We start from the raw sequence: 14,490 nt of genomic DNA, 5'->3' as shown, positions 1-14,490 counted from the left end.
TCAGGCATTTTTGCTGTGATCGCCGTTCCTCCCGGCGGTCCGAGGCTGAGAAAGCCTGTCGCCCGCTGGCTCCCGGCCGGCGGGCTTTCTCGTGAGGCCACCGGTTTTTCCCGCTAGACGAGCGACAGCGATGCTACTTCCGGTGGAACAGGAAGCCCCTCTGGGAGTTCATACCGTCATCAACAGGCGCATGGACGTGCCCTTGTACGGCGCGGCAGCGCACGAATGGGAGAACCACCATGAGCCTCGGAACCATACTCATCATCATTTTGATCCTTATCTTGCTTGGCGGGTTCAGCGGTTTGGGTGGGGGACCGTTCTACGGCACCGGCTATTATGGTGGCGGCGGCCTCGGTCTCGTGCTGCTGATCGTTATTATCCTGGTCCTTCTCGGGCGCATTTAGTACACGATTAGGCGGACAATTTGGCGATGATCCCGTGTCGGCCTGATGCCTTGCCCAGGAATGTCGCCGCGGCTGCGGGCAAAGGGGGCCGCACGTGATTGTCCGGACGGAACCGAAACCGCTCAAGGGCATTATAGCCGCTCAGAAATCCACGAGAATGGCGCCATAAGTGAACTTCGTTGAACAAGCCGATGTCGGCCTCGGAGTTCCGGGCATTCCCACTGCCGATCTGATGCAGGCACTGCCGGTCGCCATCTACACCGTCGACGGGCAGGGACGCATCACCTTCTTCAACGAAGCCGCAGCTGAGCTCTGGGGCCATCGTCCTGTTATCGGTCGGGACCTATGGTGCGGCTCGTGGAAGCTTCGTCATCTGGACGGTCGGGATATGGCGCATGGCGAGTGTCCGATGGCCGTGGCGCTGCGCGAAGGGCGGGATGTCTCCTGGGACCAGGCGATTGCGGAGCGGCCGGATGGCGAACTGGTCCCATTCAGGGCTCACCCACGCCTGCTTCGCGACGAAGCGGGCAATGTGGTCGGTGCCATCAACACGCTGCTCGACCTGCGCACGCAGACGCTGGGCGATGAAGCCCGCATGCGTCTTGCCGCCATTGTCGAGTCGTCGATGGACGCCATCGTCTCGAAGGACATGAATGGCATCATTACCAGCTGGAACGATGCTGCAGAACGCCTGTTCGGCTACACGCCTGCCGAGGCGATCGGCCGGCCGGTGACGATGCTCATTCCGCCTGACCGTCTCGACGAGGAAGTCTCGATCATCAGTCGCATCCGCGCCGGCGAACGCGTCCCCTCCTATGAGACGATGCGCCTGCGCAAGGACGGCACGCTCGTTTCGGTCTCGCTCACCGTCTCACCGATCCGCGACGGGATCGGGCGGGTCGTCGGCGCCTCCAAGATCGCGCGCGACATCAGTTCCCACAAGGAGAACGAACGGCGCATCCGACTGCTCATGCGCGAGGTCAACCATCGGGTGAAGAACCAGTATTCGGTCATCATCTCGATGATCCGCGAGACAAGCAAGCTGACGAGCACACCTGAGGCTTTCCTCGGGCAAGTTCGAGAGCGCATCATGGCGCTTTCGGAATCCCATGATCTCCTGGTCAATGCCGAATGGCGCGGCGCGACGGTCGGCGAGCTCATCCAGGCACAGCTCAAGGCCTTCGCAGCGCAGTCCCGCGTGTCGATGGCCGGGCCACTGGTGGTACTGCAGCCGAACGCCGTCCAGTATCTCGGCATAGCCTTTCACGAACTCGCCACCAATTCGGCAAAACATGGAGCGCTGTCGTGCAACGGCGGACGCGTCGAGATCGATTGGCGCGTGGTCCCTGCGGGCGACGGCGCTGAGACCTTTCGACTGGTCTGGCGTGAGTTGGACGGGCCAATCCTGTACGCTGTCAGGGGGCGCGGTTTCGGACTGGTCGTGCTCGAGCGAGTGGCGCCGCAGGCTCTCAGCGGCAGTGGGCGGCTGGAGTTCCACGCCCGAGGCATCACCTGGACGCTCGAGGCGCCGTTGCATTTCGCCGAAATCGCGGCCGATTGAAGGAATTTCGCCGCGCTCGTGACGTGAAGCTGAGCCCTTCCCCGCGACCGACTGTGTTCGGCCAGACCTATTGCGTTTGGTCCGGCGGGCGAAAATAAGGCGAAACAGCCCTGTCCTCCAGAACATCGACGTCGCCTCTTCCAGGCAGGGCATCGCAGCCAAGCGAGTGCCGATCGACGTTACCTGGTTCAAACACGGTCAGGTTGTCGAATTCCATGGCCGCCCCGTAGAATTGGGCGGCTTGCAACACCAAGCATTCGACGTCTTCAAGCGCAACGTTTTCTGCGAGGTTTCGCAGCCGCACAGCCTCGGCCACCGCAGTGACATTGACTATCCCCTTGCACCGGGCGGCGGTCCAAACTTGCAGGTTAACGTCGTGACACAAATGGGCCGAATAACCGTCTCTCATGGAAAACCCTTCCTTTCAGGAGCGGTTTGTCCCTCAAGATCAGCATGTGCCATAGCAGCTCGAATGACAAGCGTAATCCATAAAACAACACACAAAATCAACAAGTTAGCATACCGCTCAGGCTACACGATCGACGCTTGACGGTAACTGTGAGCCTTTCACGCCGATGGCCAGTGAGCCGGTCTTGACGGCTGGCGAGGCTTTTCCTACTTCTTAGACAAATACTAACTTTGAGCGCTGGAGGGCAGAAATGGCCGAGCTGGAAAGACCCGAACGACTGCAGATCATGCTAACGTCGGAGGAATTGGCTGCTTTGGAAAACTGGCGCTTCGAAAGGCGCATGCCAAGCCGGTCTGCGGCCGTGAGGGAGTTGCTGCGGCGCGGTCTCCACGCGGACGGATTTTTGACAGCGGCACAAGGTGCCAAGTCGCAGGATTTTGGAATTCTGCCCAGTTCCGGCATTGTCGATGGAGCGTCCCGCGACCAGGGCGGCAGCAAGCTGTAAGGCTGCCCTCGCGGCGCTGGAGATGTTTCGGCGCCGGAGCCTTGCCCATTCTGTGGAACTTCAGGCAATCGTCGCGCGTTCGGTGAGGCATGTTGTGGACCGGAACAAGGCCGATTGCAGCATCACACAGGCCAGCAAGGATCGAGGCAGTGAGCTTCCTTTACCGCGCGGCAAAAATCGCCGAACAAGCTCATGCGGGGCAGACGGACAAGACCGGACGGCCCTATATCGAGCATTGCCGCCGGGTCGTTGATGCCGTCGAAACGCTCGACCAGAAGGCCGTTGCCTACCTCCACGACGTTGTTGAGAAAAGCGACGATTGGGATCGCGAGCGGCTCGAGGCGGCAGGTTTCGGAACATCCATCGTATCGGCCGTCGATGCGATGACACGCAGGCCGGACGAGGACGACCTCGCTTTCGTGCGCAGAGCAGCAGCCAACCCATTGGCGCTGCCGGTCAAGCGCGCCGATCTTGCCGACAATTTGTGGCAGGCACAGCAGATTGGCGCGTCGACATCGAAATATGAAGACGGACTGCGGATCCTCGACAAAGAATTCTCCTGATGACGAAGGATTGTCGCCTGTGGCGTGATCGGCCGATGTGCGACCTTCATGCGAGGCTCTATTCGGGGATGTGAGGCGTATGTCGCTTGTCCTCGGCAGGATCGGCATCGATCCGCGCCTTGCTGGGATCGAAGGCGCCATGGCGGGCGATGGCCAATGCCGGCGTGTCGGGTGTCTCGTAGGCCCACATGAAGTCGTCGGCCGCTCCGCCGACCGCGTGGACCCGCCAGTAACTGGCCGTGCCCTTCAGCGGGGAGTGGGTTGTGGTGTTGGTCTTCTCCAGAAGGTCGAAATAGATATCCTCGAACGGGATATAGAAGACCGGATCTTGCCCCTCTTCATGGAGCACTTTTGCCCGCTCTGTCGAGGCAATGATCGCGTCGGAGAACCTGACCGTCACGGTTCCATTGAACGGGGTAATCGTCAGCGCGCCGGGACGGCTGGTGGAATTTGCGGCTAAGGGCTGCATTCGACTTCTCCGTTGGCTGCCGATCTCATGGAACGTCGTATCGCCCATCAGGGTTCCAGCCGCGAGACGCTCATTGGAGCGGCGACATCGGGGAGCCGGCGACATCGGGCGGTTAAAGACAACCGCAAGATGCCCGCGACGCGGGCGTTCCCAGCCTTCCGGCTCCAGGTGAAAACCTCCCGCGAGGCATTCAGATTCAAGGGAACGTTACCGCCGAAGAGTTCGTTTCCTAGATTGACACCGGAACCGGCGGCGGGGCTTCGCAAGTTAAGGGAGATTGCCATGAAGGTCGGCAACTGCATGACGAGGAATGTACAGGTCGCGAATCCCGAACAGTCGATCCGCGAAGTGGCTGAGAACATGGGCAGGCTCGACGCTGGAGTGATGCCCGTTGGCGACCACGACCGGCTGGTCGGAATGATCACCGATCGGGATATCGCGATCCGCGGCGTAGCATTGGGTAAGGGACCTGACACGAAGGTGCGTGATGTCATGAGCCCGGAGGTCAAATATTGCTTCGATGACGAAGACGTCGAGCATGTGCTTGAAAACATGGGCGACCTGCAGGTACGTCGGCTCCCGGTTCTGAACCGCGACAAGAGGCTCGTCGGCATCATCTCGCTTGGCGATCTCGCGACGAATGGCGAAGCGGCAGAAGCGGGCGAAGCTTTAAGCGACATCTCGAAGCCGGGCGGCGAGCATTCCCAGACTGCTCACTGACTAACGCCGCGACATGTCGGCGCAAGGTCAACATCACTTGTTTCGCGGTGCGTCGGCTAACGCCGGCGCCCCGCCGGAGCCTTCTGCATTGCGATGTTCTTCGGCAAAGGTTCAGGAGCATCCATGACAACGATCCGAAGCACCGTGTCCTTCAGCGCCGAAAAAAGCGCGACAGGGCGAAATCATCGTGCAGGCGCGGACGCGTCAGATCACGCGCCGAGACGTTCACCCGGATGTCGTGTCGTGATAAGCTGTTCTTGCGACGGGACCGCGCGACACCGAGGCGGGCATCTCGCCGCCGGGCAGCCCTTAGTCGCAGACGATGAGCTTGAGCACCTGATGTTCTCGAACGATTGCAAGCGTCCTGCCAAAGTCTGTTGCGAAGGTGGGACCTGTTGCCAAGGTGGGGCCTCTTGCGAAGGTCAGGCCTCTCGGAGTGGACGGATTTGGGTTGGTCGCTGAACCTCGGGACGATCGCCGGCACCACCGTGCGCGTTCACTTTACCTTCCTGCTTCTGCTCGTCTGGATCTGGCTGACGCACTATCAGATCGGCGGCACGCCAGCGGCCTGGCAAGGCGTTGCCTTCATCATTGCGGTTTTTGCCTGCGTGGTCCTGCATGAGTTCGGCCACATCGCCGCTGCGCGGTATTTCGGCATCAACACGCCGGACATTACGCTTTTCCCGATCGGCGGCGTCGCCAGGCTCGAACGCATGCCCGAAGAGCCGGGGCAGGAGTTCGTGATCGCGGTCGCGGGGCCGCTGGTCAATGTCGCGATCGCCGCACTGATCTTCGTCCTGCTCGGCGGGTCGGCGGGCGTCGAACAGATGGCCGGGATCGAGGATCCGCGTATGAGTTTTCTCGCCAGGCTTGCCGGGGTCAACGTCTTCCTGGTCATCTTCAATATGATCCCAGCCTTCCCGATGGATGGTGGCCGTATCCTGCGCGCCGCACTCGCCGCCCGCCTGTCGTGGTCGCGCGCGACCCAGATCGCAGCCACGATCGGGCAAGGATTGGCCTTCGTCTTCGGTTTCGTTGGGCTGTTCTACAATCCGCTGCTGATCTTCATCGGCATCTTCGTCTATCTCGCCGCGGCAGCGGAAGCGCAAAACGCACAGATCCGGGAGGTAGCCACAAGCGTCCTTGTCGCGGATGTGATGATCACCGAGTTCGCCCGGCTGGAACGGTCGGCGACGCTCGACCAGGCAATCGAGATGCTGCTCGCGACGACGCAGCACGAATTCCCTGTCGTCGACTCCGCTGGCCATCTTGAAGGATTGGTGACACGCAACGACATGATCCGGACATTGAAGGAAAAGGGACCCGCCGCACCGGTCGCGAGCGCAATGCGGCACGATATTCCGAAAATACATTACCGCAAAAGTCTCGAGGAAAGCCTGCGGCTGATGCAGCAGGCAGATGTGCCTGCTGTAGCCGTCGTCGACAGTTCCGACCGGCTGGTCGGGCTCATGACACACGAAACCATAGGCGAGATGCTCATGATCCGCTCGGCCGTGTCGGATGCCTTCCGATTTGGTCGTTTGCGTGGGGCCAAGCCACGATTCACACGGATCTGAGCACAAGGGTTCTTTTCACCGCCGGATCGGGTGAGTGCGCTCTAAATCGGAGCGGAGCGATAAGCAGAAATCGGCCGGAACGAAGGTCGTCCCGGCCCTTTTTTCTGTGTCTCAAGCGCCCCCGACATGAGGCAGAAGTTCAAGCGCACCGCGATAGATCATGTCGCCAGCGACGTATAGGATGACCACCAGGCCGACATAGGCAATCCAACGGTGCTTCTGAAGCAGATTGGCAATAAGGTTTGCAGCGATGCCCATCAGCGCTACGGAGAGGACAAGGCCGAAGATCAGCACGTTCGGATGTTCGCGCGCAGCACCGGCTACCGCCAGAACATTGTCGAGTGACATGGAGACGTCGGCGATGATGATCTGCCAGGTTGCCTGGGCCAGGGTCTTGCGCGGAGCCTTGCCAGCTACGACGCCATCGTAGTCGACGTCGCTTTCCGAAAGCGCTTCGATCGCCTGTGCTTCCTGCGCATGGTTTTGCCGGAGTTCGCGCCACATCTTCCAGCAGACCCACAACAGCAAAAGACCGCCGGCGAACAGCAGCCCGACGATCTGCAGGAGCTGGGTTGTCGCGGCCGCAAAGCCGATGCGCAGAACGGCCGCTGCGATTATGCCAACGACGATTGCGTTTCTGCGCTGCTCTTTGGGTAGTCCGGCCGCGGCAAGGCCGATAACGATGGCATTGTCGCCGGCCAGCACCAGGTCGATCATGATGACCTGCATGAGAGCGGTCATTGCTTCGGGACTGAAAAAATCTGTCATACGGCACCCTTGCGTTCAGCTAGGGGTGACGCGGCTTGCGAGTATAACCGTAGAGCAACGCGGACACCGCGTATGACAAGAGAAATGCCGCTACAGCTGAAGAAAACTCAAAGCCAGGCCACCCGGATTGGAATTCCAGTCCGACATCGCAGTCCTGAAGGACTGCCAGAGGGGCCCGGCCTGGTAGCACCTAGCTATTGCCCCAAGCGCAAAAACTCAAGGCTTAATTGTGATCCGCATATGCGGCATCGCTCGGCAAGCTGGTTCAGCCAGGTCCATCGGCCACGCGGTCATTGAACGGGCCGGCAGCCGCAAGTAAGGTTGATACGGTGAACTTCGGTCAATTTCTCCAACACCCGATCTGCGACCGTCGATGGCGATGAAGGGAATTCCGTCTTGGCTGCTCATCGGCGACCGATCGGCCAATATCTGTTCCCAATCGGCTCCTTGGGCCTGGCCGCACTCATTCATTTCGGCGCCGCGTCGATCGAGCATTCGCCGCTCTCGATCAAGATCCTTGCGTTGATCGTCGTCGCTATCTTCATCTTCGCGACAGTGTTTGTGGTTTTGCATCATGCAGAAGCCGTCGCACTGCGGCTCGGTGAACCATATGGCACGCTGCTGTTGACATTTTCGGTGACGGCCATCGAAGCATCGGTCATCGTTTCGATGATGCTGCACGGCGAGAACAACCCGACGCTGGCACGCGAATCCGTGTTTTCGACGGTCATGATCGTTTGCGCTGGCGTCGTCGGGGTCTGCCTCACCCTGGGTGGGCTGAAGCATCGATATCAGGACATCAAACGACAGGGCACCAACGCCTCGCTTGCCGTCATTATGGCGCTGACAGTTCTTACGCTGATCCTTCCAAACTACACGCTTGCAACAAGCCCCGGTACGTTCTCCGCCTCGCAGCTCGCTTTCGTGAGCGTTCTTTCAACCCTCCTCTATGGTGCCTTCGTCTTTGCCCAGATGGTGCGCCATCGGGGCGATTTTATCGAAGACCTGACCTCCAGCGCGGAACATGACAAGCATGTATCTGAGGGCGAGAAAGTGACCACCAATGTGCTCCTCTTATTTGTCGGACTGGCAGGGATCGTTCTTCTGACCGAGCAGGTGGCCGGCAGCATCGAGAATGGGCTCGAGTTTCTTCAAGTTACCCAGGCGGACGCCATCGTGGGCTTCTTCGTCGCTGCGCTTGTGCTTATGCCGGAGGCGGTATCGGCGGTTCGGGCAGCGCTCAATAACGAGCTTCAGCGAGGGCTGAATGTCGCCCTCGGCTCGGCCTGCGCCACAATCGGCCTGACAATCCCGGCGATCGGTGCGGCGAGCCTGCTCACCGGACGAAGCCTGACTCTTGGTCTGGGTCCGGGGGATACCGTGCTTCTCCTCCTCGCGCTTGCCATCAGCATCGTGAGCTTTGGGACGGGCCGAACAACGATGCTGACGGGGCTCGTTCATCTCGTCGTGTTTGTCGCCTATCTGTTCCTTATCTTCGTGCCGTAGGTGATCGCCCGCCGTCTTCGGCCATCGCTGCGTTCTGTCGATTTGCGGCGCACATGCCTAGCCTGCAATTACTGGACCTTCGAGCGTAGGCGATCCGTCACGAACTCCATCAACACCACGATGGCGAAGATCACGAGAATGATGGTCGAGGCATTCCTGTATTGGAAAAGATCGAACGCGACCTTCAGCTCCTGGCCGATGCCACCGGCTCCAACGAGGCCGAGAACAACTGATGAGCGCACTGCCTTTTCAAGCGCGAAGAGCGTGGTGTTTATCAGGGACGGCATGGCGTCAGGCAGTACTGCCCCGCACAGAACAGAGAATCGTCCGGCGCCGATTGCAAACAGCGCTTCCTGAGGTCTTTCGTCGGCATCCTCCATCGCCTCGGCGAAGAAGCGCCCGCAAAAGCCGATCGTATCGACGACGATGGTCATGGTGCCGGCAACCGCCCCGAGACCAACGGCTGACACGAAAAGTAGTGCCCAGACCAAATCTGGAACAGTCCTGAACAACGAGACCAGCATCCTGGAGATATGCCGGAACGGGCCGATCGGGGTTATGTCCTTGGCCGAGAGCCAGGCAAACGGCAAGCTGAGGACGACACCTATTGCTGTCCCCACGAGCGCTATCTGAAACGTTTCGACCATGCGCCAGAAAACCCTCAGGAGGAACCCTGGCTCGACATTTGGGGGTATCATGCGGCCGACGAGATGGACCATTCGGGGCACCCCGCCTGCCAGTTGTTCCGGCGAAGGTGCGACCTGCCCGGCGGAAACGATCACGAGAGCGGCCAAAGCGACGGCAAAGCTGAAAGTGACGGGCGAGATCGATGGAATTCGGCTCGGCGAAAGGCGGTCATGCATCGAAGACGTCTTTCAGATCAGCGCGGGTCACCTGCGCCGTCGGTCGGTCGAAGAAGACCTTGCCCGCCTTGAGCGCTATCAAGCGGTCGGAGTAGTCGAGAGCATGTTCCATGTCGTGCGTGGTGTAGACCAAAGTGATCGCCTGTTCCTGGGTCAGCTCGGAGAAGACGCGCATCACATCATGTCCAGCCGCCGGGTCGAGACTTGCCGCCGGTTCGTCTGCTATCAAAAGCTTCGGACGCCGGATCAACGCACGGGCAATCGCCACCCGCTGCGCCTGCCCTCCAGAAAGCGCGTCGGCGCGGGCGCCCGCCTTGCCGAGAAGCCGCACTTCGGCGAGGGCCTGCATTGCTTCCTCGCGCCAGTGTTGCTTTGCGATGGAATGGTGCCAGCCGCGCCAGCCGCCGGGCAGCCCGAGCTTGCCCTGCAAAACGTTTGTAAGAACCGATTGGCGGCTGACCAGTCCGTGGTGCTGGAAGACAAATCCGATCTGCCTGCGAATGCGCCGCAGCTGGGCGACGGACGGCGCCGAGCGGAAGCTCTCGCCGAGGGTGACGACCTCGCCACCGCTCGACGGTAGAAGACCAATGAGGCATTTGAGCAGGGTGGATTTTCCAGCACCGTTCGAGCCAATCAGGGCAACCCGTTCGCGCGATGCTATGGTGAGGCCGATACTGGAGAAAATGACCTTTCCGTTCGCATAGCTCTTCGCAAGATCGTGCGCCCGAATGATGGCTGTCATAGTGACCTCTTGGCCCAGACCGAACTGCGAAACAGACCGGCGGTTAGCCGCCGGCCTTGTCGCTGAAAGGAGCAAGTCGATGAAAAAGGAGCAAGCCTCAGTTTACGAAGTCGGTGAGGGTCTCGATTCCGATCGTGCGGTACATCGAGCGGACATAGTCGTAGTCCGAGTCCCTGACATCAGTCAGGAAGAAACCGCCCTTGAATTTCTGGTTGTCCTCGCCGGTCAAGATCGCTTTCATCAGCTCATTGCCATTCTTCGCAAAGGCATCGCGGATCTTGACGAACACGTCATCTGAAATGTCCTTGCGGGCGACAAGAATGTCGTTCGGCAGATCGCGGCCCCGTGCGATGACCGAGAAGGCAACGCCGGGGAATGCTTCCCGGACCGAGTTGAGATAGCCGAAATTCAAGCCGATAGCGGCGATGTCGCCGCGGATGAGAGCCTCAGCCGCGATGTTGCGCGATATGATTACTGGTTCGTAATCGGTGGCATATTTCAGGTTGAAATCGGCCAGCGCCTGCGCGGGGCCGAGGTGCTGGGACGTTGAGCCGACCGAGCCGAATGCGACCTTCTTGCCCTTCAAGTCTTCGACCGAGCGGATCGGTCCATTCGCCAGCACGGCGATCTGAGCGAAATAGTCGGGGCGCTGCCAGGCGACAACAATCTTCGGCTGGCTTAATTCCTTCATGACGACGTATTCTGCAGGACCGGTCAGGACAAGATCGACCTGCCCGGAATTCATCGCCTCGACGGCGGTGGTCCGCGAACTGACCGGAAACAGCTCGACATCCAGGCCGGTCGCCTCCTCAAGAGCGGTCTGGAAAGCACCGAATTCCTGCTGAAGAGCCTCCAGTCCCTCCATGTCGGTTACCGCGAATTTCACTGGCTCCGCAAACACCGGAACGGCGGAGGCAAGCGTCAGGGCGAGTGCGGTTGCGATGCTGCGGATCATCGTTTTTTCCTTTGCTGTATAGACAGGAAACTGTTACCCGCTAATCCGTATACGCAGCAGATGACGTGCTCGTGACATTTCGCCGGCGCCGCCGGCAGCCTTTGCATTTTTTTTTGAGGGATATAGTGAACTGGCACATCCAGGGTGGTCGCATCCTTACCGAACGGGGACTTGAAACCGCGGACCTGAGCGTCACCGGCGGCGCCCTGTCAGAGCTGCGAGCGGCCCATGCCTCCACAATCGATGCCGATGGTCTGCTCGTGCTTCCGGGGATCGTCGATATTCACGGCGACGGCTTCGAGCGCCAGATCATGCCGCGGCCCGGTGTCCGCTTCGACACCGCGCTGGCGCTGAAAGATACGGACCGCCAGCTTGTCGCCAATGGCGTAACCACGGCCTTTCACGGCGTCACGGTGTCGTGGGAGCCTGGACTTCGCTCGCTCGACGCTGCCAAACAGCTGATCGGCGCGGTCTGCGATCTCCGCGATAGCCTTGGCTGCGATACGCGTCTGCATCTGCGCTGGGAGACCTTCGCGCTTGATCAGATGGCGCAGGTCGTACGATGGCTCTCGCTTTCGCCACGGCCGATCATCGCCGTGAACGATCATACCACGGGGTCGGTGCTGAACGGCACGATTGCCCGCAAGATCGGTCAGATGGCGGAGCGGTCTGGCTTGAGCCGCGAGCAATACATGACGTTGCTCGGCCAGATTTGGTCCCGCCGCGCCGAGGTTGAGATCGCGATCGGGAAGCTGGCCGCAACTGCGCGGGCCAATGGCAATGTGCTTCTTGCCCATGACGAAGCGTCTCCCGAGGAACGCATGTATTTTCGCGCCCTCGGCGCAAAGGCCTCGGAATTTCCGCTAACGCTCGAAACGGCCAAGGCCGCGCGGCAAATGGGCGAGGATGTGATCCTCGGCGCGCCCAACGTCGTGCGCGGCGGCAGCCATAATGGAGCGCTAAATGCCACCGAGGCCGTCAGAGCCGGACTTTGCACGGTGCTGACCAGCGATTACCACTACCCTTCGCCTCTGCATGCGGCCTTCAGACTGTCTTCGCCAGACGCCGGCGATTTCCCCTCGATCTGGAATCTGGTTTCGGCAAACCCGGCCCGGGTGGCGGGCCTCGACGATCGCGGCTCGCTTGTTGCCGGCCGCCGGGCGGATCTGATCCTGGTCGATGCTGGCGATCCAGAGCATCCGCGTGTGGTGGCCACCATGGTCCATGGACAAATTGTCTATAGCTCCGGTCTCTCCCGCACAGACCGACGGTCTGCACGGCGGTCGCGGGTGGATAAGGTTTCATGACCTTGGACACGAAAATTTCAACACCACACGAGCGCAATGGCAATCGCCTTCTGGCCTTTGACGGGCTGGTCTTTCGGCCACGCAGCGATACGCCGATCTGGCAGCAGATCTACGATCACATCTTCGATCTGATCGAGAGCGGCAGTCTTGCGCCGGGCAGCCAGCTTCCCGGAGAAACGCATCTGGCACAGAAACTCGCGGTCACCCGCATTACGCTTCGCCGGGCGCTGCAGCAGTTACAGCATGAGGGCCACCTCACCGCCCGCAAGGGCGTCGGTATCTTCGTGCGAAACCTGCCCTCGACATTCACTGTTCGCGACGGACAGCGCTTTCTCGACAATTTCGAAGCCCACGGCCAAGAAATCGGCACCAATACGCTGCTGATCGTCCGGGAACCGGCCGAAGCGGCCGTGGCGGAACGGTTGCGTCTCGCACCTGACACCACCATTATCCGGCTGTGCCGGATCAGAACGTCGGACAAGCAGCCGGTTTACGTCAATACCAAGTTCTTTCCGGCGCATCTCTTCCCCGACTTCGAGCAGAGATACGATGTGCGTCAGTCGGTGACCGATGTTTTCCGCGCGCATGGCATCGACAACTACCGGCGGGCCGAGACGCGCATCAGTGGCGGCTTTGCATCCCCCGATGAAGCGGACATCCTGCGGCTGACGCCCGGAACGCCAGTATTCCGCATCAATGCTGTCAACGAGGACCGCAGCGGCGTACCAATCGAATGGACCCGCGGCTGCTGGCCGCTGACATCCGTCGAATTCGTCTTCTGATTATGGCGCATGTCAACACGACCAGTTGAGGCCATTGGGTCGACCCTTAGACAGACACCACAAGCCGGTCGAGAAAAGGCCGCTGGCCGAAAAGCAACTTTTCCCGGGCCATTTCGAGGCCGAACCACCCTGCGCGATCGATCTCAGGAAAAGTCTGCATGCGGCCGCTGCGCGGCGGCCATTCCATCTCGAACATGTTGCTGCGCAAGGTGCCGGCGTCGAAATCGTCTTCGACGCCGAAGGCCGTAACAAGCTTGCCGCCGGGCTGGCGCAGCGCTCCCAGCGGAAGCAGCGCTCCCGAGAGCTCCCAGCCGGTTTCCTCCACAAATTCGCGACGCGCCGCAGCTTCCGGATGTTCGTCATCACCATACTCGCCCTTTGCAATCGACCATGCGCCGAGATCGCGGCTTTGCCAGAACGGCCCGCCAGGATGGACAAGCAGCACCTGCAGTTCACCGGTTGATCTGCGGTAAGGCAGGACGCCTGCACTTCTTTTCGCCATCGCCTCATATGCCTCCGCCATCCAGCCTATCATCGCAGGCAGGCTGAACGGGACATGTTCCGTTTGTCGAAAGACTGCCCTGCCCTGCGTCGATGCGACCGGCTACTGACGCCAGGTCAAATCTCGCTCGTTGCTTGGCCAACCCAGGGATTGACGACATTCAGCCCCGCAGCCTCGAAAGGGCTGGTGTCGCGTGTCGCGATCATGAAGCCCCGTGCAGCGGCTGTGGCGGCGATATAGCCATCAGCCTTGCCGATTGCTTTGCCGGCCGCTTTGGCGTTCGCCGCCAGTTCGGCATAGGCTTGCGAAGCGTCAAGATCGAAGGGCAACACGCGCCCCCTGAACAGCGGCAACACGCCCCGCTCCATGCGCTCGTGCAAGGTTTCGCGGCGCTTGCCGGCAGGCAGCGCTGCGATACCGAAACGCAACTCGGCTACAGTGATGGCCGATAGATAGAGCGTTTCGATAGCCTGCGCGTCGATCCACGCCACGACACCCGGGTCGGGCGCGAGCTTCCACGGCTCGGAAATCACGTTTGTGTCGACGAGGATCATTCAAACTTCATCGGCTCGGCTGGGGTCTTGTCGCGGAGTTGCTGTATTGCGCGCACGTCTTCATCCGCAAGTCCGGCCTCGCGGCCGATGGCGGCCAGGAGCGAGCCGAGCTTGACACGGCCCTCGGGCCGCGCCGCCTTCTCCAGGATGTCGCGGATTTCGGCTTCTGCGCTACGCCCGTGCATGGCTGCGCGCACCCGCAAGGCGCGGTGCACTTCGTCGGGCACGTTGCGGACTGTGATGGATGGCATTGCTTGCAAGCCCTCAAGATGATTGACATGCTTGCATTCTACGCAAGTGCAA

Annotated in this window: 18 protein-coding genes; 9 read left to right on the top strand and 9 right to left on the bottom strand. The window is 60.5% G+C overall.

Translation table 11 applies throughout. The annotated features are described in order from the left end of the window. Positions 1 to 239 precede the first annotated feature (239 nt). Together AC0L2B_RS28125 and AC0L2B_RS28120 are read left to right on the top strand one after the other, a co-directional pair. The gene (locus tag AC0L2B_RS28125; protein WP_023799553.1) at positions 240 to 404 is read left to right on the top strand and encodes a DUF3309 family protein; all 165 of its coding nucleotides are present in this window, start codon (positions 240 to 242) and stop codon (positions 402 to 404) included. A gap of 169 nt (positions 405 to 573) precedes the next feature. Beyond that, positions 574 to 1,965 (top strand): PAS domain S-box protein, encoded by a 1,392-nt coding sequence (locus tag AC0L2B_RS28120; protein ID WP_473747657.1) that lies wholly within the window; start codon positions 574 to 576, stop codon positions 1,963 to 1,965. A 67-nt stretch (positions 1,966 to 2,032) separates the two neighbouring features. Here AC0L2B_RS28120 and AC0L2B_RS28115 read toward each other — a convergent pair whose 3' ends face one another. Then, a complete protein-coding gene (locus tag AC0L2B_RS28115; protein ID WP_473747656.1) occupies positions 2,033 to 2,374 on the bottom strand; it encodes a hypothetical protein in 342 nt (113 codons plus the stop codon). A gap of 250 nt (positions 2,375 to 2,624) precedes the next feature. Here AC0L2B_RS28115 and AC0L2B_RS28110 point away from each other — a divergent pair, with 250 nt between their 5' ends. Next, the gene (locus AC0L2B_RS28110; RefSeq protein ID WP_023799556.1) at positions 2,625 to 2,879 is read left to right on the top strand and encodes a hypothetical protein; all 255 of its coding nucleotides are present in this window, start codon (positions 2,625 to 2,627) and stop codon (positions 2,877 to 2,879) included. Between the two features lie 149 nt (positions 2,880 to 3,028). Continuing rightward, entirely contained in the window at positions 3,029 to 3,442 is a 414-nt protein-coding gene (locus AC0L2B_RS28105) for an HD domain-containing protein (protein WP_473747655.1), read from the top strand. Between the two features lie 58 nt (positions 3,443 to 3,500). Here the strand turns inward: AC0L2B_RS28105 and AC0L2B_RS28100 are convergent, their stop codons facing one another. After that, positions 3,501 to 3,911 carry a DUF427 domain-containing protein gene (locus tag AC0L2B_RS28100; RefSeq protein ID WP_473747654.1) on the bottom strand — a complete coding sequence of 137 codons (411 nt, stop codon included), beginning with the start codon at positions 3,909 to 3,911 and terminating at the stop codon, positions 3,501 to 3,503. Between the two features lie 282 nt (positions 3,912 to 4,193). Between AC0L2B_RS28100 and AC0L2B_RS28095 the strand changes: the two genes are divergently transcribed. Both AC0L2B_RS28095 and AC0L2B_RS28090 read left to right on the top strand, forming a co-directional pair. Beyond that, positions 4,194 to 4,631 (top strand): CBS domain-containing protein, encoded by a 438-nt coding sequence (locus AC0L2B_RS28095; protein WP_473747761.1) that lies wholly within the window; start codon positions 4,194 to 4,196, stop codon positions 4,629 to 4,631. A 446-nt stretch (positions 4,632 to 5,077) separates the two neighbouring features. Next, the gene (locus AC0L2B_RS28090) at positions 5,078 to 6,208 is read left to right on the top strand and encodes a site-2 protease family protein (protein WP_091590055.1); all 1,131 of its coding nucleotides are present in this window, start codon (positions 5,078 to 5,080) and stop codon (positions 6,206 to 6,208) included. 111 nt (positions 6,209 to 6,319) lie between these two features. Here AC0L2B_RS28090 and AC0L2B_RS28085 read toward each other — a convergent pair whose 3' ends face one another. Next, positions 6,320 to 6,976 carry a TerC family protein gene (locus tag AC0L2B_RS28085; protein ID WP_023799561.1) on the bottom strand — a complete coding sequence of 219 codons (657 nt, stop codon included), beginning with the start codon at positions 6,974 to 6,976 and terminating at the stop codon, positions 6,320 to 6,322. A 396-nt stretch (positions 6,977 to 7,372) separates the two neighbouring features. On the opposite strand from AC0L2B_RS28085, the gene AC0L2B_RS28080 reads away from it, so the two are divergent. Then, complete coding sequence (locus tag AC0L2B_RS28080) at positions 7,373 to 8,482, top strand: calcium:cation antiporter (RefSeq protein WP_473747652.1); 1,110 nt, start codon at positions 7,373 to 7,375, stop codon at positions 8,480 to 8,482. A gap of 68 nt (positions 8,483 to 8,550) precedes the next feature. On the opposite strand, the gene phnE is transcribed toward AC0L2B_RS28080, so the two are convergent. The 3 genes from phnE to AC0L2B_RS28065 form a co-directional block, all read right to left on the bottom strand. Further along, complete coding sequence (gene phnE, locus AC0L2B_RS28075) at positions 8,551 to 9,345, bottom strand: phosphonate ABC transporter, permease protein PhnE (protein ID WP_091590052.1); 795 nt, start codon at positions 9,343 to 9,345, stop codon at positions 8,551 to 8,553. Then, entirely contained in the window at positions 9,338 to 10,087 is a 750-nt protein-coding gene (locus tag AC0L2B_RS28070) for a phosphonate ABC transporter ATP-binding protein (protein ID WP_023799564.1), read from the bottom strand. The genes phnE and AC0L2B_RS28070 overlap by 8 nt, the downstream gene beginning before the upstream one ends. 97 nt (positions 10,088 to 10,184) lie before the next feature. Beyond that, the gene (locus AC0L2B_RS28065; RefSeq protein WP_128172168.1) at positions 10,185 to 11,042 is read right to left on the bottom strand and encodes a PhnD/SsuA/transferrin family substrate-binding protein; all 858 of its coding nucleotides are present in this window, start codon (positions 11,040 to 11,042) and stop codon (positions 10,185 to 10,187) included. 125 nt (positions 11,043 to 11,167) lie between these two features. Here AC0L2B_RS28065 and AC0L2B_RS28060 point away from each other — a divergent pair, with 125 nt between their 5' ends. Beyond that, the gene (locus tag AC0L2B_RS28060; protein WP_473747649.1) at positions 11,168 to 12,349 is read left to right on the top strand and encodes an alpha-D-ribose 1-methylphosphonate 5-triphosphate diphosphatase; all 1,182 of its coding nucleotides are present in this window, start codon (positions 11,168 to 11,170) and stop codon (positions 12,347 to 12,349) included. Continuing rightward, positions 12,346 to 13,131, top strand: coding sequence for a phosphonate metabolism transcriptional regulator PhnF (phnF, locus tag AC0L2B_RS28055; protein WP_473747647.1), 786 nt, complete (start codon positions 12,346 to 12,348; stop codon positions 13,129 to 13,131). The genes AC0L2B_RS28060 and phnF overlap by 4 nt, the downstream gene beginning before the upstream one ends. A gap of 46 nt (positions 13,132 to 13,177) precedes the next feature. Here phnF and AC0L2B_RS28050 read toward each other — a convergent pair whose 3' ends face one another. From AC0L2B_RS28050 to AC0L2B_RS28040, 3 genes are all read right to left on the bottom strand, one after another. Further along, positions 13,178 to 13,633, bottom strand: a complete 456-nt coding sequence (locus AC0L2B_RS28050; RefSeq protein WP_473747760.1) for an NUDIX hydrolase — start codon at positions 13,631 to 13,633, stop codon at positions 13,178 to 13,180. A gap of 116 nt (positions 13,634 to 13,749) precedes the next feature. After that, a complete protein-coding gene (locus AC0L2B_RS28045; RefSeq protein ID WP_473494731.1) occupies positions 13,750 to 14,187 on the bottom strand; it encodes a PIN domain-containing protein in 438 nt (145 codons plus the stop codon). Further along, positions 14,184 to 14,438 (bottom strand): FitA-like ribbon-helix-helix domain-containing protein, encoded by a 255-nt coding sequence (locus AC0L2B_RS28040; RefSeq protein WP_091590043.1) that lies wholly within the window; start codon positions 14,436 to 14,438, stop codon positions 14,184 to 14,186. Before AC0L2B_RS28040 ends, AC0L2B_RS28045 begins: the two co-directional genes overlap by 4 nt. Positions 14,439 to 14,490 lie beyond the last annotated feature (52 nt).

The sequence above is a fragment of the Mesorhizobium sp. WSM4815 genome, from assembly GCF_055811575.1.
Note: the sequence above shows the minus strand (reverse complement) of the source record. Positions and strands in the feature narration are given on the sequence as shown.